This is a genomic window from Kocuria sp. U4B, from assembly GCF_054875615.1.
Genome location: NZ_CM142180.1, coordinates 1,401,913 through 1,419,254, shown reverse-complemented (window position 1 = coordinate 1,419,254; position 17,342 = coordinate 1,401,913). Strand labels below are relative to the sequence as shown.

Sequence of the window (17,342 nt, the reverse complement as noted above, 5' to 3'; positions counted from 1 at the left end):
AACCAGCAGAGGATCCACGCCCATGAGCACCCAGACCATCACCCTCTCCGGCCACTCGATCATCGCGGGCCGTGAGACCCCCGGCAACGCCGGCACCACCCGCGGCATCGACCCCGCCACCAACGCGCAGCTCGAGCCGGCCTACACCCTGGTCGACGAGGCCCAGCTCGCCGAGGCCACCGCCGCCGCCGAGGACGCCGTCGCCTCCTTCAGCAGCCTCGACCCCGGGTCCCACGCCGCGTTCCTGGAGAGGATCGCCGCCAACATCGAGGCCGTCGGCCCCGAACTGGTCGAGCGCGCCTCGGCCGAGACCGGCCTGCCGGGCCCGCGCCTGCAGGGCGAGCTGGCCCGCACCACCGGCCAGCTGCGGCTGTTCGCGTCGGTCGTGCGCCAGGGCGACCACCGCGGCGTGCGCATCGAACCCGCCCTGCCCGAGCGCACCCCCCTGCCCCGCCCCGACCTCCGCCAGCGCAGGATCCCCCTGGGCCCGGTCGCGGTGTTCGGCGCGAGCAACTTCCCGTTCGCCTTCTCCACGGCCGGCGGGGACACCGCCTCCGCGCTGGCCGCCGGGTGCCCGGTGATCTTCAAGGCGCACAACGCCCACCCGGGCACGGGCGAGATCGTCGGCCGCGCGCTCACCGGCGCCGTGGCCGAGTGCGGCCTGCACCCCGGCGTCTTCTCGCTGGTCTACGGCCCCGGCGCGAGCATCGGCCAGGCCCTGGTGAAGGACCCGGTGATCAAGGCCGTGGGCTTCACCGGCTCCCGCGGCGCCGGCACCGCGCTGATGGCCACCGCCGCCGCCCGTCCCGAGCCCATCCCGGTGTACGCCGAGATGAGCTCCATCAACCCGGTCTTCCTCTTCGACTCCGCCCTGCGCGGTGACGCCGACGAGTTCGCCCGCGCCTACGTCACCTCCCTGACCGGCTCCTCCGGGCAGCTGTGCACCAACCCGGGCCTGCTGTTCGTGCCCTCGGGGGAGGCCGGGGACGCCTTCCTGGCCGCCGTCGGGCGCGCCCTGGCCGACGCCGAGGGCGCGACCATGCTCACCCCCGGCATCGCCGACTCCTGCCGCGCCGGCATCGACGCGCTGGGGTCCCAGGAGGGCGTCGAGGTCGTGGCCCGCGGCCGCGAGGGCTCCACCGCCAACGCCCCGGCCCCCGTCGTGTTCGGCACCGAGGTGCCCACCTTCCTGACCAACCCGGTGCTGCAGGAGGAGATCTTCGGCGCCTCCTCCCTGGCCATCCGCTACGGCTCCGTGGAGGAGCTGCTCGCCGCCGCGGCCCGGATGGAGGGCCAGCTGACCGCCAGCCTGTTCCTGTCCGAGGAGGACCACGCGACGGCGGCCCCGCTGCTGCCGGTGCTCGAGCGCAAGGTGGGCCGCATCCTCGCCAACGGCTGGCCGACCGGCGTGGACGTCGGGGACGCCATGGTCCACGGCGGCCCGTTCCCGGCGACCTCCGACTCCCGCACCACCTCCGTGGGGACGCTGGCGATCGAGCGGTTCCTGCGCCCGGTGGCCTACCAGAACATCCCCGGCTCCCTGCTGCCCGCCGCCCTGCAGGACGCCAACCCCTGGCGCCTCAACCGCCGCGTCGACGGCCGCATCCAGCTGGCGGGGACCGCCGAAGGAGACCGCGCATGAGCACCCAGCCCACGATCGCCCGGGTCGAGGTGGTGCCCGTCGCCGGCCACGACTCCATGCTGCTGAACCTCTCCGGGGCGCACGGTCCCTACTTCACCCGCAACGTCGTGATCGTCACCGACTCGCAGGGCCGCACCGGCCTGGGGGAGGTGCCGGGCGGGGAGAAGATCCGCGCCACGATCGAGGAGGCCGGGAGCCTGGTCACCGGGCAGCCGGTGGCCCTGTTCCGCACCTTGCTGCGCCGGGTCGCCGCTACCTTCGCCGACCGCGACGCCGGCGGGCGCGGCCTGCAGACCTTCGACCTGCGCACCACCGTGCACGCCGTGACCGGCATCGAGTCGGCCCTGCTGGACCTGCACGGGCAGTTCCTGGGCGTGCCCGTGGCGGAGCTGCTCGGGGACGGCCAGCAGCGCACGGCCGTGCCCATGCTGGGCTACCTGTTCTTCGTGGGCGACCCGGACAGCACCGACCTGCCCTACCTGCGGGAGCCGCACGGTGCGGACGCCTGGGAGCGGGTGCGCCGCGAGGAGGCGATGACGCCGGAGGCCGTGGTGCGCTTGGCCGAGGCCTCCCGGGAGCGGTACGGGTTCAAGGACTTCAAGCTCAAGGGCGGGGTGCAGGCCGGCGACGTCGAGGTCGACGCCGTCACCGCGATCAAGGAGCGCTTCCCGGAGGCGCGGGTCACCCTCGACCCCAACGGCGGCTGGCTGCTGGAGGAGGCGATCCGGCTGGGCCGGCGGATGCAGGGCGTCGTCGCCTACGCGGAGGACCCGTGCGGGGCCGAGGGCCGGTTCTCCGGCCGGGAGGTGATGGCCGAGTTCCGGCGGGCCACCGGCCTGCGGACGGCGACGAACATGATCGCCACCGACTGGCGGGAGATGTCCCACGCGGTGCGCGCCGGCGCCGTGGACATCCCGCTGGCCGACCCCCACTTCTGGACCATGGCGGGGTCGGTGCGCGTGGCCCAGCTGTGCCACGAGTTCGGGCTGACCTGGGGCTCCCACTCCAACAACCACTTCGACATCTCCCTGGCCATGTTCACCCACGTGGGTGCGGCCGCCCCCGGCGAGATCACGGCGCTGGACACCCACTGGATCTGGCAGGACGGCCAGGGCCTCACCCGGGACCCCCTGGCCATCCGCGACGGCGAGATCCAGGTGCCCGCCGCCCCGGGCCTGGGCCTCGAGCTGGACCGCGACCGCCTGGCGGCCGCCCACGAGCTCTACCTCGAGCACGGGCTGGGCGCCCGCGACGACGCCGCGGCCATGCAGTACCTGATCGAGGGCTGGAGCTTCGACCCCAAGCGCCCCTGCCTGGTCCGCTGACCGGACGGGAGACGACCGGATGACGGGGGTGCTGCTGGGCTTCGGCGTGGTGGCCGTGATCGCGGCCACCGGTTTCGCCACCGCCGCGCTGCTGCCCGGTGAGGCCCGCACCATGCGCGCGGGCCTGACCCCCGTCATCTACTACCTCACCAACCCGGCGCTGATGCTGGTGCTCGTCGCGGGCACCGATCTCGGGGCCGTGCTCGGGGTCTACACCCCGATCGCCCTCGCCACCGCCGCGGTGGCGGGGGCGCTCTTCGCCCTGTTCAGCGGCCTGCTCCTGCGCCGCGGGGCCGCGCGCACCGCCGTGGGGGCCATGGCCTCCTCCTACGTCAACGCCGGCAACATCGGGCTGCCCATCGCCCTCTACGCGGTGGGCAGCGCTGCGCCCGTGGTCTCGGTGCTGCTGGCCCAGCTGCTGGTGGTCGCCCCGCTGTACCTGGTGGTGTTCTCCCTGGCCACCCGCCCCTCCCGCCGGACCGGGCCGGGGGCGGCGACGGCGACCGGGACGGCGGCCCCGCAACGGGAGGGCCCGTCGACCCTGCGCACGGTCGTCAGGTCGGTGGCCAACCCGGTGACGATCGGCACCGCCGCCGGGGTGGTGCTCTCGGCCACCGGCGCGCAGGTGCCGGAGGTGCTCTGGATCCCCCTGGAGATGCTCGGCGAGTCCTCGGTGCCGATGCTGCTGCTGCTGTTCGGCATGAGCCTGCACGGCCGGCGCCCCTTCGAGCAGCGTGCGCTGGTCCCGGACGTCCTCGGCGGGACCCTGATCAAGCTCACGGTGATGCCGGCCGCGGCCTGGGCCGTCGGGCGGTTCGGCTTCGGGCTGGCCGGCACGGAGCTGCTGGGCGTCGTCGTCATGGCCGCCCTGCCCACGGCCCAGAACGTGTTCCTGTTCTCGTCCCAGTTCCGCATGCCGGCCAACGCCGCCCGCGACATCATCTTCCTCAGCTCGATCCTGTCCTTCCCCGCGATCCTGCTCATCAGCCTGCTCCTGCACTAGGCCCCCGCCGTCACCGGCCCCCAGGAGCCGGTGCTGCCGGCGGCGCTGCGCAGGTCAGGCGCGGGCCGCGGCGTCGTCCCCGCGGCCGGCGCCGGACAGCAGGTGGCCGGCCAGGGCGATCAGGGCGGCGGTGACCATGACCGCGGCCAGCGGCGCGGCGGTGCCTTCCCCGCCGACGCTCACCAGGGGCGAGACGGCCCCGGCCAGGGCGAACTGCGCGGCGCCCAGCAGGGCCGAGGCGGTGCCTGCGGCGTGCGGGACGGCGCCCAGGGCCAGGGCGGTGGCGTTGCCCATGACCAGGCCCAGGGCGGCCACGGCCACGAAGATCGGCACGGCGTACCACCCGGCGGGCACGCCGGCGGCCACGAGCACGGCCAGCGCGACCGTGGCGACCAGGACGGTCACCAGCCCGGCGCGCAGCAGGCCCGGCACGGAGCGGGTGGCGGTCAGCCGCCCGGAGACGCCGCTGACCACGCCCAGGGCCAGGGCGTTGAGCCCGAACAGCAGGCCGTACTGCACCGCGCCCAGGCCCATCATCTGCTGGTAGAGGAACGGGGAGGCGGAGATGTAGGCCATCATCACGGCGAAGGCGAAGGTGAACGCCACCGTGCTGCCCCAGAAGGTGCGCGAGCGCAGCCCGCCGCGGCCCGCGCCGGCGCGGGCGGCGCGGGCCGTGCGCCGCCCGCGGGGCAGGGTCTCCCGCACCACGGCCAGCACCGCCACGAGCATCACCACCGTGAGGGCGAGCACCACCCCGAGCAGCCCCCGCCACCCCAGCGGTCCCATGAGCAGGCTGCCGACGACCGGGGCCACGACGGGGGCGATGCCGCCGACGATCATCATGAGGCTGAAGGCCCGCGCCGCGGCACGCCCGGTGGCCAGGTCCGAGACGATCGCCCGGCCGATGACCATGCCGGCGGCCCCCGCCAGGCCCTGCACGAAGCGGGCGGCGACGAGGACCTCCACGGTCGGGGCGAGGGCGGCCACGACGCTGGCGGCCACGCACAGCACGGCCCCGGCCACGAGCGGGGGCATCCGGCCGACGCGGTCGGACAGCGGGCCGAAGACCAGCTGCCCGGCCGCCACCCCGGTCAGGAAGGCGGTGAGCGTCAGCTGCACCCACGTCGCACTGGTGTCCAGCGCCGTGGTCATGAGCGGGAACGCGGGGAGGTAGAGGTCGGTGGCGAACGGGGCGATGGCCGACAGCAGCCCCAGGACCACCAGCAGGCCCGCGGTGATCCTCCGGCTCCCCTCGGGGACGTCCTCACCGTTCGGTGCGGGGGCGGCGGCCGGGCCGGTGCTGGCCCCTGCGGCGGGGAAGAGGCGCTCGTCGGGTGGTGTGCTGTGCATGGATGCTCCCAACATAGTTCTGTTTGTATAATCGTATGCACCAGGAAGGAGTGTCCACGCCCATGCCGGTGTTCTCTTCGTCACCCTCGCAACCGCCCACGCTGTCGGGCTCGCCGTCGAGCCCACAGTCGGGCTCGGACCCGGCGGTGTTCGTCGACCTGCTCCTCACGGCCGCCCGCGAGTTCCACGTCTGCCAGGGGGAGGACCCCGGGATCATCGAGCTGACCGCGACCGAGACCAACGTCATGCGCTTCCTCGACAGCCACCCGGGCGCCACCCCGAGCGAGGCGGCCGCAGCGACCGGCCTGCGGCGCAGCAACCTCAGTGCCGCGCTGCGGGCCCTGGAGCACAAGGGGCTCGTCGAGCGCGCGGGCGACGACCGGGACCGGCGCTCCGTCCGGCTGCACCCCACCCCCCTGGCGCAGACCAACCTGGCGCGGCTGCACGCGCTGTGGCGCCGCGCCCTCGAGGAGGCGCTGGAGGGCGACCGCTCCGGCCTGGACGAGGCCGTCGACCTGCTGGCCCGGCTCGAGGCCGGGCGCGCGCGGGCGCGCACGCGGAGCGCCGGCGCGCCCTGATCGCGAGGGGGCACCGTGAGGAGAGCCCTGCCGATCCGTCCCGTGGGCGGACGCGACCGCGCTCAGTGCGCGCCGGGGCGGGCCTCCTGCCACTGGCGGACCCAGGCGCGGCCGTAGTCGTTGCCGTGCGGGGTGCGCAGCACGGTGTGGACGTGGAGGTGCTTCGGGGTGTCGTGGTCGAGGAAGACCCCGCAGTGGTGGTCCAGCTCGGCGATCACCACCGGGGACTGGATGCGGTAGTAGAAGACGTCCCCGGGTTCGTGGCCGCCGATCCAGCAGAACCACGTCTCGTCCAGGTGCTCGGCGATCTCCCGCATCCGCGCCGCCCGCGGGCCTGCGGGCAGGGGGAGCACGAACTGCTCCACGACCGCCAGCACCAGCTGCTGCGCGTCCGCCGGCATCTCGGCCACCCGGATGCCCTCGAACGGGATGACCCGGTTGTCCTGGAACGCCCCGGCCAGGTGCCGCTCGTCGCCCGGGGTGCACCCGCCCTTCGGGCATGGCGGGGTCGACCATCTGCTCGTAGACGGTGGCGGCGGCCCGCTGGTGCTCCGGCAGGGCGGCCATCAGCTCGGTGCCCAGGCGGATCCGGTCGCCGAAGGCGGCGGTGCCGGCGTGCGGGCCGGCGTCGATCTCGTTGGGCTCGGCGCCGAAGAACACCGGGCCAAGGCTCCTGCGGCCCTCGACCACCAGGCAGTTGACCGCGCAGTGGTGGCCGGACAGCTGCCACCCCCACGGGGCGGTGGGATGCGGGGTGCCGTGGAGGGCGATGTCGTAGCTGAACTCGTTGAGCACGTTCTCCAGGCCCACGACCTGGCCCAGGAAGCCATTGATGAGCATCATGTCGTGAGCCAGCCGGAACCCCTCCGGGCTCAGGGAGGCCTCCGGCAACGCCCGCGCCGCGAGACGCGGGCGCCCGTGAGCATCCGGCGCCGGCCGCGGCGACGGCTCCGGCGCCCGCCCGTTCGGGGACGCGCGGGCGCCACCCCTATGCTCTACCGGTGACGTCCGCCCTCCCGCCCGAAGGAGACCTGCCCATGGCCACCGACCCGACTGCGCCCCCGGGGCCCACGAGCCCCCCCGCCCCCGCGGCACCGGACCAGGTCGCCGACCGCGACCGCGTCGTGATCGGCGTGCTGCTGGTCTCGGCCTTCGTGGTGATCCTCAACGAGACGATCATGGGCGTGGCCCTGCCGCGGCTGATGAGCGACCTGGCGATCACGGCGGTCGCCGCCCAGTGGCTCACCACCGCGTTCATGCTCACCATGGCCGTCGTCATCCCGGTCACCGGGTACCTGCTGCAGCGGCTGGCCACCCGCCCCGTGTTCCTCACGGCGATGGGCCTGTTCAGCCTCGGCACCCTCGTCTGCGCGGCGGCCCCGGGCTTCGGCGTGCTTCTGGTGGGCCGCGTCGTGCAGGCGTGCGGCACGGCCATCATGATGCCGCTGCTGATGACCACCGTGCTGACCCTCGTGCCCCCGGCCCGCCGCGGCCGGGTGATGGGCAACATCTCCGTCGTCATCTCGGTCGCGCCGGCCATCGGCCCGACGATCTCCGGCGTGATCCTCAGCGTGCTCGAGTGGCGGTGGATGTTCATCGTGGTGCTCCCCATCGCGCTCGCGGCGCTGGTGCTCGGCGGGATGCGGATCCAGGACGTCACCGAGCCGCGCCCGGCGCCCCTGGACCTGCTCTCCGTCGTCCTGTCCGCCCTGGGCTTCGGCGGGCTCGTCTACGGCCTCAGCGCCCTGGGCGAGGGCGGCGGCGCCGCCGTCCCGGCGTGGGCCCCCCTCGCCGGAGGGGCCGTGGCGCTGACCCTGTTCGTGCTGCGCCAGACGCGCCTGCAGCGCAGCGACCGCGCCCTGCTGGACCTGCGCACCTTCGCGTCCCGGACCTTCACCGCGGCGACCGTGGTGCTCGGGATCAGCATGATGGCCCTGTTCGGCACCCTCATCGTCCTGCCCATCTACCTGCAGACCGTGCACGGGCTCGAGCCGCTGGCCACCGGGCTCCTGCTGCTGCCCGGCGGGCTCGTGATGGGCCTGCTCGCGCCCGTCGTCGGGCGGGTCTACGACGCCGCCGGCCCCACCGTGCTGCTCGTGCCCGGAGCGCTGCTCGTCAGCGCCGTGCTGTGGGGGCTCACCCTCGCGTCGGCGACCACGCCGATCCTGCTGGTGCTCCTCGCCCACGTCGTGCTGAGCACCGGGCTGGCCCTGATGTTCACGCCGCTGTTCACCTCGGGGCTGGGTGCGCTGCCGCACAAGCTGTACTCGCACGGCTCCGCCGTCGTCGGCACGGTCCAGCAGGTGGCCGGCGCCGCCGGCACGGCCCTGTTCGTGGCCGTCATGGCCATCGGGGCCGAGGCGTCCGGGGCACCCGGCGTCGAGGCCACCGCCGCCGGTGTCCGGGCCGCGTTCCTGTGCGGGGCGGTCGTCTCGCTGCTCGCCGTCGTGGGGTCCTTCTGGGTGCGCCGCCCCGCGGCGGGCGTGACCACGCTGCCGCCGGGCGCGGCCCACTAGGCCGGCGGCGCGGACCGAGTGCGGGCGGGCCCCGGGCGACCACGGCATCCGTGGTCGCCCGGGGCCCGCCCCGTGTCCGTGGTGGGACGCCCGCCCCTACAGGCCCGCCGCCCGCACGCGCTGCGGGGGCCCGCCCACGACGACGACGTCCAGGTCCGGGTGGGCCTGCATCCCGCCCATGACGGCCGTGGGGTCGATCAGGCCCTCGGTGTGCACGAGGTCGTCGGTGGCCACCCCGGTGACGTCGAAGAACGGCTCGAAGACGTCGGAGGTCAGCAGCCCGAGCATCTGCGTGTTGTGCGCGGCGACGGCGAAGCTGTGCACCGTGCCGGCCGGGGCGTGCAGGAAGTCCCCGGGGGTCAGCAGCACCTCCTGGCCGTTGACCCACAGCCAGATCCGCCCGGACAGGCACAGGAAGTTCTCGGTGTGCAGCCGGTGGAAGTGGCGGACGATGTAGGGCTGCGGGGCGGCCAGGGTGCTGACCGCGAAGTACCGCCCGCCCGTGTGGCGCCCCCGGGCCGCGTAGGCGTTGACGGCGTCGGGCCAGGCGCGGCGGTCCCCGCCGCGGTGGCGCAGGAAGTAGCCCTCGGCGCCGGCGGGCAGCTCGTCGTCCCACACGTCCTGCGGGTCCACCTGCGGCAGCTCGTGCAGCCGGGCGTCGCCGGGCAGCAGCAGCTGGCCCGTGGAGGTCCCGGAAGCGGAGTAGACGTGGCGCTCCACCGCCGCGTCCGAGCCGACCAGGGCGTCCAGGGCCCCGGAGGGGGCGGAGAAGAACAGCAGCCTGCTCAGGTGGGACAGCATCCGGTAGGCCACCGGGGTGCCCGCCGGGACGTGGATCGAGTCCCCGGGCACCAGCACGCGGGACTGCCCGGGCAGCCAGAACTGCACGCTGCCGTCGAAGACGTAGTAGGAGCGCTGGTGGGAGGGCAGGCTGTGGAACGGCGTCCCGGCTCCCCGCGGGCCGAGCACGAACGCGGCGTCGAAGAGTCCGCCCGTGTCCGCGCCGCGGGCGACGACCGTCCACAGCTGCCCGTCGGTCTCGAAGCGCAGGCCCTCGCCGGACGCGAGGTAGTACGGGACCGGTTCGCCGGGCAGGGCGTCGATCACGGGCGCGAGGCCGTGCACGGCCTCCAGGTCGATGGCGGTCACAGGGAGTCTCCTGTCGTGGGGCGGGTGGTCAGGTGCCGGCGGAAGAAGGCCTCGACGTGCTCGAAGCCGAAGCCGCGGTCCTCGTCGGGGGCGCCCGGGCGCTCCGAGGTGCGGTAGCGGGCGGGGGCGGGTCCCTCGGCGGCGAGGCGCCCGTCGTCCATCACGCGGGCCAGCTCGACGTCCAGGCGCCCGGCCGGGTTGAGGAACCCGTGCTTGTAGCCCTCGACCAGGTAGAGCTCGCTGGCCGCGCCGGCGGCGACGAGGGCCTCGTGCAGCCGCTCGCTCTGCCGGTGCGGGACCAGGACGTCACCGGTGCCGTGGGAGATCTGGAACGGGGGAGCGGCACCGCTCACCCGGGCCAGCGGGCTCGCCGCCCGGGCCAGGTCCGGGCGGCCGGCGGCCGGCCCGCCCAGCAGCCGGGCCTCGGGGGTGCTCGTCCTGTCCGCGCCGGGGAGGGTGGTCTGCGCCGCGTCGGCCCCGGCGGTCAGGTCGGCCGGGCCGTAGGACTCCGCGACGGCCTGCACGGAGGCGTCCCCGGCGGTGTCCTCCTCGCCGGGGAGGCCCGGCAGGTGGCCGGTGAGCCCGGCCAGGGCGGCCAGGTGGCCACCGGCCGAGGAGCCCCACAGCCCCACCGCCCGCGGGTCGAGACCGAGCTGCCCCGCGGAGGCGCGCAGGAAGCGGATCGCGGCGCGGACGTCGTGCAGCTGGGCGGGGAACAGCGCCTGCCCGGAGAGCCGGTACTCGATGCTCGCCATGGCGCACCCGGTGGTGGCCGCGTGGCGGGCGAGGTCCGGGGCGAGGGTCCGGTCCCCGGTGAACCAGCCGCCCCCGTGCAGCCACAGCACCACCGGCACGGGCGCCCCGGTGGCGGGCGGTCGGTGGAGGTCCAGGAGCAGGTCGCCGGTTCCCCGGCGGGCGTACACGAGGCCGGCGTCGACGCGCACGGCCGCGACGGAGGAGGGAGGGTTCTGGGGCATGCCCTCCATCCTGTGCGGTCCGCCGCGGGGCGGCCAGCGGGAGTTCCCGCAGGGCCGTTCGGCCGCGCCGAACGGTCCGGCGGCTCAGGGGTGCGCCAGCTCGGCGGCGAGCCGCGCGAACTCCTCCAGCGGGCCGGGCCGCGGACCGGGGCGCAGGTACAGGTAGCTGGTGGCCGGGGGCGCGTCCTCGACGCGCACGAAGCGCACGCCGGGACGGGCGTAGCTCGCCTGCGCGGACTCCCCGGCGATGTTGACGCCCAGCCCGGCCCCGCACAGCTCCAGGACCTCCTCGAAGCTGCGGGCCACCGGCAGCAGCCGGGGGGCGGCGCCGTCCGCGGAGGCCAGGGCCGGGAACCAGCGCCCGGCGACCGCCCCGTCCTCGACCGACACGAAGGTCTCCCCGGCGAGCTCCGCCAGGCGCACCGACCCCCGGCCAGCGAACCGGTGCTGCTCCGGGACCACGAGCACGCACCCCTCCTCCCACAGCCGCAGGGCCGGGAACTGCTGGGCCGGTGCCTCGCCGATCTCGGCGACGAACGCGCAGTCCACCTCGCCCCGGGCGAGCGCGCCGTGGCAGCCGAGGAAGCCCAGCTGCCGGATCTCCCACTGCACCTGCGGCATCCGCCGGGCCGCCGCCGCCATGATCGTGCGGAAGCCGGGGCTGGAGACCATCAGCCCGATCCGCAGGCGCTGCCCGCCCGCGACGGCCTCGGCCCAGCCCACGACGTCCTCCATGGCCGCCACGGCCGCCCGCGCCCGCGGGATCAGCTCGCGGCCGTCCGCGGTCAGCTCGACGCGGCGGGAGGAGCGGCGGAACAGCCGGCGGGAGAGCCGCCGCTCCAGGGCGGAGACCTGCTCGCTGAGCGAGGAGGGGCTCAGGTGCAGCCGTGCGGCGGCGCGGCCGAAGTGGAGCTCCTCGGCCACGGCCAGGAAGCACCGGAGGTGGTGGATGGTGAGGTCCACGGCGCTGGGGATCCGTCCGCTCAGCCCCGCACGCGCTCCCGGATCCGGCGGGTGAGCTCCGCGGCGTCCTCGACGGCCTGCTCCGCGCGGCCCACCTCCGAGCGCAGCTCCTCCTGCACGGCGGGGTCCTTGAGGGAGCGCAGGTTGATCTCGAGGGTGACGAGCGCCGTGGCGACGGCGGCCCGCGCCGCCTCGGACGCCGCGGCCACGTCGCTGAGGACGTTGGGGTTGCACCAGCCCGTCAGCTCCCGGGCCAGGCCGACGACCTCCGCGCCCACGCCGATCAGCTGCTGCGGGGGCCGGGCGGCCCCCGCCGTGGCCTCCTGGATGGCCCGGGAGCGCTCCGTGCGCTCCTCCTCGGAGCCGGCGGGCAGGGCGTAGGCCTCGGCGAGCGCCCCGAAGGCCTCGGCGTCGGCGTCGGCCAGGCGCAGCGCGTCCGGGATCAGCTCCTCGGCGCGCGCGGCCGCCCGCTCGGCGTCCTGTGCGTGCTCGGCGTGGTCGGGGCCGGTGGTGTAGCGGGCGGCCATCGCGAGCAGCGCCGCGCCCAGGGCTGCCTGGAGGGCCCCGGCGGCGCCGCCCCCGGGGGCGGGCTCGCCCGAGGCCATGCGCTCGACGTAGGCCTGGACGTTCTCCGAACTGATCACGGTCGTTCCTTCCGACGGCGGACGTGCTCACGAGCCTAGCCCGCCGGCCGGGCGGGCGGGTCGTTCAACCGGTGTTCGCCCGGCCCCGCTACGGTGACCGGTGAGCGCGGGCGTCCGGTCCCGCGGACTGTGGACGGCCGGTCCCCGGGACGAGGAGAATGATGGGCAGCAGCAAGGCGATCACGGCGGCCGGACTGGCCGCGGCCCTGGCGGCGGGCGCGGCGGCGCCGGCCACGGCGGGGCAGGGGCACGGGCGGGACGCGGAGCACCGGAAGGAGCAGGCGGTGCAGGAACCGGTGCGGTTCATGACCTACAACGCCTCGCTGAACCGCGGGACCGAGGGGCGGCTCCGGGCGGACCTCACGGCCCCGGACGACCCGCAGGCGAAGGCGGTGGCCGAGGTGATCCAGCGCGCCGACCCGGACGTGCTGCTGGTCAACGAGTTCGACTTCGACGCCGGGGCCCGCTCCGCCGAGCTGTTCCGCACCCGCTACCTCGCCGTCGGCCAGAACGGCCAGGACCCCGTGGACTACCCCTACGTCTACACCGCCCCGGTGAACACGGGCGTGCCCTCCGGGCTGGACCTCGACCAGGACGGCGCCGTGGGCGGGCGCGGCGACGCCTGGGGCTTCGGGCTCTTCCCCGGCCAGTACGGCATGGTCGTGTACTCCAAGCACCCCGTCGACACGCACGGCGTGCGCACGTTCCGGGACTTCCGCTGGGCGGACATGCCCGGCAACCTCCTCCCCGCCGACTACTACACCCCTGAGCAGGCGGAGCAGCTGCGCCTGTCCAGCAAGTCCCACTGGGACGTGCCCGTGCGGATCGGCTCCCGCACCGTCCACGTGCTGGCCTCACACCCCACCCCGCCGACGTTCGACGGGCCGGAGGACCGCAACGGGCGGCGCAACCACGACGAGATCCGGTTCTGGGCCGACTACGTGGGCGGCCCCGCGGCGTCGTCGTACGTCTACGACGACGAGGGCTGGCGCGGCGGGCTGGAGCCGGGGGCCCGCTTCGTGGTCATGGGCGACCAGAACGCCGACCCGCACGACGGCGACTCGTGGCCCGGGGCCGTCCAGCAGCTGCTCGGGCACCCCCGGGTGCAGGACCCGCTGCCCGCCTCCGCCGGCGGCCCCGAGGCCGCCGCCCGGCAGGGCGGGGCGAACCTCCGGCACGTCTCCGACCCGGCCCACGACACCGCGGACTTCAGCGACGACCCCGCCCCCGGCAACCTCCGGGCCGACTACGTGCTCCCGTCGGAGAACCTGCGGGTCGTGGGCTCCGGGGTGTTCTGGCCCGCCCCGGGCGAGCCCGGCGCGGAGCTGACCGGCGAGCACCCGTTCCCCACCTCCGACCACCGCCCCGTCTGGGTGGACGTTGCCCTGCCCGCCGGGGGCCGGGGATGACCCCCTCCCGGCAGGAGGAGGCCTCCGCGCTGCTGGACCGGGTCCTGGAGCTGGTCGACGTCGTCGCCCGCGCCCGCCGCCGGGCCGCGCGGGAGGTCGGGCAGGTCAACCCCCGGCACCGGCCCTCGGCGCTGAACCTCGTGGACTACGTGGCGGTGCGCAGCCAGGACGTCCGCGACCTGCAGCAGCGGCTGCGCGCGCTGGGGCTGTCCTCCCTGGGCCGGATGGAGGCCGGGGTGGAGCCGCACCTGCGCGCCGTCGTGGAGACCCTGCAGGTGCTCGCCGGCCGGACGGGGGAGGGGTGGGTCCTGGCCGGAGCGGGGGACCGGGCCGGTGACGGGGCCGGGGAGCCGGAGCTGCCGGGGGCCGAGGTGCTGCGGCGCAACACCGCCGCGCTGCTCGGCCCGGGCCGGGAGGACCGGGCCACCCGGATCATGGTCACCTTCCCCTCCGAGGCCGCCGGGGACGCGCGGCTCGTGGAGGACATGGTCCGCGCCGGCATGGACGTGGCCCGCATCAACTGCGCGCACGACGGTCCGGAGCAGTGGGCGGCGATGATCGGCCACGTCCGGGCGGCCGAGCGGGCGCTCGGCCGGGAGGTGCGCGTGGCCATGGACCTGGCCGGGCCCAAGCTGCGCACCGGTCCCCTCGAGCCGGGCCCGCGGGTGCGGAAGATCAAGCCCGCGCGGGACGCCACCGGGCACGTCACGGCCCCCGCCCGCCTGTGGCTGGGCGAGCCGGACCCCGCGGTCGACGACGACGCCCCGGCCGTCCCCGTCGTCGAGCCCGCCTGGACCGCCGCGCGCACCCCGGGGGAGCGGCTGCGGCTCAAGGACGCCCGCGGCTCGGGGCGGAGCCTTCGCGTGCTCGAGGCCACCGGTCCCGGCGTGCTCGTGGAGTGCTCCCGGACCGTCTACTTCGCCACGGGCCTGGGCGTCGAGGGCGAGGACGGGTCGCGGGGCACCCTCGGCGAGCTGCCCGCCGTCGAGCAGTCCGTGCGCGTGCGCACGGGGGACACGCTGGTGCTGACCCGGGACATGTCCCCCGCCCCCGTGCGGGACACGGGACCCCACCGGATCGGCTGCTCGCTGCCGGAGGCGTTCGACGACGCCCGCGCGGGCCAGCCCGTGTGGATCGACGACGGGAAGATCCACGGCCGGATCCGCTCCGTCACCCCCGACGAGATCGAGCTCGAGGTGCTGCAGGCCGGGCCCGGCGGCACGCGGCTGCGGGCCGAGAAGGGCATCAACCTCCCCGAGACGGACCTGGGCATCGCCGCGCTGACCGCGGAGGACCGCGCGCACCTGTCGTTCGTGGCCGAGCACGCGGACATCGTCAGCATGTCCTTCGTGCGCTCGCGCGAGGACGTGGCGGACCTGCTGCGGGAGCTGGAGGCCATCGGCGACCACGCCCTGGACGTCACCCTGAAGATCGAGACGGTCGGCGGCTTCGAGGCGCTGCCCCTCATGCTGCTCGAGGCCATGCGCTGGGAGGACGTGGGGGTGATGATCGCCCGCGGCGACCTCGCCGTCGAGGCCGGGTTCGAGCGGCTGGCCGAGGTGCAGGAGGAGATCCTGTGGCTGTGCGAGGCCGGGCACGTCCCGGTCGTGTGGGCCACCCAGGTGCTCGAGTCCCTCGCCAAGAAGGGCCTGCCGTCCCGGGCCGAGGTCACCGACGCGGCGATGGGCCAGCGCGCCGAGTGCGTGATGCTCAACAAGGGCCCGTTCGTGGTCGCGGCGATCGAGGCGCTCGACGACATCCTCGTGCGCATGCAGGGCCACGCCGAGAAGAAGTCGGACATGCTCCGGCGGCTCCGCGCCTGGGCCCCGCTCGTCGACTGACCGCGCAGGGTGAGCCCCGCCACGCCCGTGGCACACTGGTGGCATGGCCGCCCGCGACACCGCCGTCCTCCGCTTCCTCGCCGCCCCGACCGACGCCGGGCGCACCGGCACCGTGGACGGCGGCCGCGTGCTCGAGTGGATCGACCGGGCCGCGTACGCCTGCGCGGTCGGCTGGTCCCGCTCGTACAGCGTGACGGCGTACGTGGGCAACATCCACTTCGACCGCCCGGTGTGCGTGGGCGACATGGTCGAGGTCGCGGCGAAGATCGTCCACACCGGCCGCTCCTCGATGCACATCCGCGTGGAGGTCGCCTCCGCGGACCCGCGCGAGCCCGGGGTCACCCTCAAGGACACCTGCCTGATCATCATGGTGGCCGTCGACGGCAACGGCCGGCCCGTCCCCGTCCCGCAGTGGGCGCCGGAGACCGAGTACGAGCGCCGGCAGCAGGCGATCACGCAGCGGCGGATCGAGCTGCGCGACCGCATCGAGGCGCTGATGGCCGAGCAGAGGTACACGGACGAGGGCACCGCCGAGGAGACCGTGCTGCGCTTCCTCGCCGCGCCCACGGACGTCAACTGGGGCGGGAAGGTGCACGGCGGGACGGCCATGCGCTGGATCGACGAGGCCGCCTACGTGTGCGGGTCCCGGTGGGCCGGCCGGCCCGTGATCGCCGTCTACGCCGGCGGGGTCCGCTTCTACCGGCCCATGCACATCGGCCACCTGGTCGAGATCCGGGCCCGGCTCATCCACACCGCCGCCCGCGGCCTGCACGTCTCCGTCAACTGCTGGTCCGGGGACCCCACCACCGGCGAGCTGCGGCTGACCACCAACTGCCTCATGGTCATGGTCGCCCTCGACGACGAGGGCCGCGCCCTGCCCGCCCGGCCGTGGGAGCCCGTCAGCCAGGAGGACCGGGACCTGGACGCCTTCGCCCGCGAGCTCGTGCGGCTGCGGGCCGAGTTCCCCGACTCCTTCCAGCACGTCGACCCGTCCGTCTCGCGCCTGCCCGGCGGCTGAGCCCGGGCGCCTCCGCCGTGGGCGAATCCCCGGTCCTGCGCTGCGCGCCGTGCCTATAGTGGGGCCGAGACCGCCGTCCCCGGCCCCAAGGAGAGCACGTCCCATGGACTTCAACCCCCTGAACAAGGCGTTCGACGAGCAGGGCAGGCCGAAGCCCGCCATGAACAAGGTCCTCGACACCGTACTGCGCGTGCAGCGGCCGGTGGTGCTGAAGTTCGTGCAGAAGGAGCGCTCCGAGCACCCGGACGAGACGCCCCAGCAGCTCGCCGAGCGGCTCGAGAAAATCTACCTCCGCTCCGTGACCGTGGGCGGCGGGGCCGTGGGCGCGACGGCCGTGGTCCCCGGCGTCGGCACGATCGCGTCGCTGGGGCTGTCCTCCTTCGCGGTGGTCGGCTACCTGGAGGCCACCGCCCTCTACGCCCAGGCGATCGCGGAGCTGCACGGCGTGCACACCGAGGACCCCGAGCGGACCCGCACCATGGTGATGGCCCTCATGCTCGGCGAGGACGGCAAGCAGGTGATGAACCAGATCCTGGCCAGCGGCACCAAGGGCAAGGGCCTCGTCTCCTCGTGGGGCCTGATGATGGGCAGGGACGACTCCAAGACCTTCGACGTCGGGCGCACCATCCGCAACATGTTCGTCAAGCGCTTCATCGCCCGCCAGACCGGTGCGGTCTTCGGCCGCGCCCTGCCGTTCGGCGTGGGCGCGATCGTGGGCGGCGGCGCGAACCTCGCCATGGCCAAGCAGGTCATCGCCGCGACCCACGAGGCGTTCGGCCCCCTGCCGGCGAGCTTCCCGGCCGATCTCGCCACCGCGAGGCGCGCCCCCCGGTTCCGGGACCGCACGGGCGGGAAGGACACCGCCCGCGGCGAGATCCAGGGCGAGCAGCAGTAGCCCCACCGCTTCCCGGAGCGCTCCGGCCGACG

At 75.2% G+C, this 17,342-nt stretch carries 15 protein-coding genes and 1 pseudogene; 9 read left to right on the top strand and 7 right to left on the bottom strand.

Annotation, left to right across the window (positions count from 1 at the left end; translation table 11 throughout):
* Positions 1–22 precede the first annotated feature (22 nt).
* From ACYSMR_RS06740 to ACYSMR_RS06730, 3 genes are read left to right on the top strand one after another with little or no spacing between them, the layout of a single operon-like run.
* Positions 23–1,642 (top strand): aldehyde dehydrogenase (NADP(+)), encoded by a 1,620-nt coding sequence (locus tag ACYSMR_RS06740; protein ID WP_461747738.1) that lies wholly within the window; start codon positions 23–25, stop codon positions 1,640–1,642.
* Positions 1,639–2,967, top strand: coding sequence for an enolase C-terminal domain-like protein (locus tag ACYSMR_RS06735; protein WP_461747737.1), 1,329 nt, complete (start codon positions 1,639–1,641; stop codon positions 2,965–2,967). The genes ACYSMR_RS06740 and ACYSMR_RS06735 overlap by 4 nt, the downstream gene beginning before the upstream one ends.
* 19 nt (positions 2,968–2,986) lie before the next feature.
* On the top strand, positions 2,987–3,970 hold the full coding sequence (locus ACYSMR_RS06730) for an AEC family transporter (RefSeq protein WP_251331685.1): 984 nt from the start codon (positions 2,987–2,989) through the stop codon (positions 3,968–3,970).
* A gap of 54 nt (positions 3,971–4,024) precedes the next feature.
* Here the strand turns inward: ACYSMR_RS06730 and ACYSMR_RS06725 are convergent, their stop codons facing one another.
* Positions 4,025–5,320 (bottom strand): multidrug effflux MFS transporter, encoded by a 1,296-nt coding sequence (locus ACYSMR_RS06725; RefSeq protein ID WP_461747736.1) that lies wholly within the window; start codon positions 5,318–5,320, stop codon positions 4,025–4,027.
* 146 nt (positions 5,321–5,466) lie between these two features.
* Between ACYSMR_RS06725 and ACYSMR_RS06720 the strand changes: the two genes are divergently transcribed.
* Complete coding sequence (locus tag ACYSMR_RS06720; RefSeq protein WP_251331683.1) at positions 5,467–5,898, top strand: MarR family winged helix-turn-helix transcriptional regulator; 432 nt, start codon at positions 5,467–5,469, stop codon at positions 5,896–5,898.
* 62 nt (positions 5,899–5,960) lie between these two features.
* Here the strand turns inward: ACYSMR_RS06720 and ACYSMR_RS06715 are convergent, their stop codons facing one another.
* Positions 5,961–6,308, bottom strand: coding sequence for a DUF3500 domain-containing protein (locus tag ACYSMR_RS06715; protein WP_461747735.1), 348 nt, complete (start codon positions 6,306–6,308; stop codon positions 5,961–5,963).
* A 163-nt stretch (positions 6,309–6,471) separates the two neighbouring features.
* A pseudogene (locus ACYSMR_RS06710) lies at positions 6,472–6,993 on the bottom strand (DUF3500 domain-containing protein); the annotation flags it as partial.
* Here ACYSMR_RS06710 and ACYSMR_RS06705 point away from each other — a divergent pair.
* A complete protein-coding gene (locus ACYSMR_RS06705; RefSeq protein WP_309126610.1) occupies positions 6,936–8,414 on the top strand; it encodes a DHA2 family efflux MFS transporter permease subunit in 1,479 nt (492 codons plus the stop codon). The pseudogene ACYSMR_RS06710 and the gene ACYSMR_RS06705 sit on opposite strands and share 58 nt — an antisense overlap.
* Positions 8,415–8,510: 96 nt before the next feature.
* Here the strand turns inward: ACYSMR_RS06705 and ACYSMR_RS06700 are convergent, their stop codons facing one another.
* From ACYSMR_RS06700 to ACYSMR_RS06685, 4 genes are all read right to left on the bottom strand, one after another.
* A complete protein-coding gene (locus ACYSMR_RS06700; protein WP_461747734.1) occupies positions 8,511–9,563 on the bottom strand; it encodes a quercetin 2,3-dioxygenase in 1,053 nt (350 codons plus the stop codon).
* A complete protein-coding gene (locus tag ACYSMR_RS06695) occupies positions 9,560–10,540 on the bottom strand; it encodes an alpha/beta hydrolase fold domain-containing protein (RefSeq protein WP_461747733.1) in 981 nt (326 codons plus the stop codon). Before ACYSMR_RS06695 ends, ACYSMR_RS06700 begins: the two co-directional genes overlap by 4 nt.
* Before the next feature lie 84 nt (positions 10,541–10,624).
* Positions 10,625–11,503: a LysR substrate-binding domain-containing protein gene (locus ACYSMR_RS06690; protein WP_461747732.1), complete on the bottom strand. Its 879-nt coding sequence runs from the start codon at positions 11,501–11,503 to the stop codon at positions 10,625–10,627.
* A gap of 20 nt (positions 11,504–11,523) precedes the next feature.
* Positions 11,524–12,147 (bottom strand): cyclodeaminase/cyclohydrolase family protein, encoded by a 624-nt coding sequence (locus tag ACYSMR_RS06685; protein WP_461747731.1) that lies wholly within the window; start codon positions 12,145–12,147, stop codon positions 11,524–11,526.
* Between the two features lie 158 nt (positions 12,148–12,305).
* On the opposite strand from ACYSMR_RS06685, the gene ACYSMR_RS06680 reads away from it, so the two are divergent.
* The 4 genes from ACYSMR_RS06680 to ACYSMR_RS06665 all read left to right on the top strand — a co-directional run bounded on the left by ACYSMR_RS06680 (position 12,306) and on the right by ACYSMR_RS06665 (position 17,310).
* Positions 12,306–13,556: an endonuclease/exonuclease/phosphatase family protein gene (locus tag ACYSMR_RS06680; RefSeq protein ID WP_461747730.1), complete on the top strand. Its 1,251-nt coding sequence runs from the start codon at positions 12,306–12,308 to the stop codon at positions 13,554–13,556.
* Positions 13,553–15,397: a pyruvate kinase gene (locus ACYSMR_RS06675; RefSeq protein ID WP_461747729.1), complete on the top strand. Its 1,845-nt coding sequence runs from the start codon at positions 13,553–13,555 to the stop codon at positions 15,395–15,397. Before ACYSMR_RS06680 ends, ACYSMR_RS06675 begins: the two co-directional genes overlap by 4 nt.
* A 43-nt stretch (positions 15,398–15,440) precedes the next feature.
* Positions 15,441–16,415, top strand: coding sequence for an acyl-CoA thioesterase (locus ACYSMR_RS06670; protein ID WP_461747728.1), 975 nt, complete (start codon positions 15,441–15,443; stop codon positions 16,413–16,415).
* Positions 16,416–16,518: 103 nt separating this feature from the next.
* Positions 16,519–17,310 (top strand): di- and tripeptidase, encoded by a 792-nt coding sequence (locus tag ACYSMR_RS06665; RefSeq protein ID WP_251331674.1) that lies wholly within the window; start codon positions 16,519–16,521, stop codon positions 17,308–17,310.
* The last annotated feature ends 32 nt before the right edge of the window (positions 17,311–17,342 follow it).

Coding starts and splice junctions, on each gene's coding strand:
- ACYSMR_RS06740 (WP_461747738.1), top strand. CDS start 23: ATGAGCACCCAGACCATCACCCTCTCCGGCCACTCGATCATCGCGGGC.
- ACYSMR_RS06735 (WP_461747737.1), top strand. CDS start 1,639: ATGAGCACCCAGCCCACGATCGCCCGGGTCGAGGTGGTGCCCGTCGCC.
- ACYSMR_RS06730 (WP_251331685.1), top strand. CDS start 2,987: ATGACGGGGGTGCTGCTGGGCTTCGGCGTGGTGGCCGTGATCGCGGCC.
- ACYSMR_RS06725 (WP_461747736.1), bottom strand. CDS start 5,320: ATGCACAGCACACCACCCGACGAGCGCCTCTTCCCCGCCGCAGGGGCC.
- ACYSMR_RS06705 (WP_309126610.1), top strand. CDS start 6,936: ATGGCCACCGACCCGACTGCGCCCCCGGGGCCCACGAGCCCCCCCGCC.
- ACYSMR_RS06695 (WP_461747733.1), bottom strand. CDS start 10,540: ATGCCCCAGAACCCTCCCTCCTCCGTCGCGGCCGTGCGCGTCGACGCC.
- ACYSMR_RS06680 (WP_461747730.1), top strand. CDS start 12,306: ATGATGGGCAGCAGCAAGGCGATCACGGCGGCCGGACTGGCCGCGGCC.
- ACYSMR_RS06675 (WP_461747729.1), top strand. CDS start 13,553: ATGACCCCCTCCCGGCAGGAGGAGGCCTCCGCGCTGCTGGACCGGGTC.
- ACYSMR_RS06670 (WP_461747728.1), top strand. CDS start 15,441: ATGGCCGCCCGCGACACCGCCGTCCTCCGCTTCCTCGCCGCCCCGACC.
- ACYSMR_RS06665 (WP_251331674.1), top strand. CDS start 16,519: ATGGACTTCAACCCCCTGAACAAGGCGTTCGACGAGCAGGGCAGGCCG.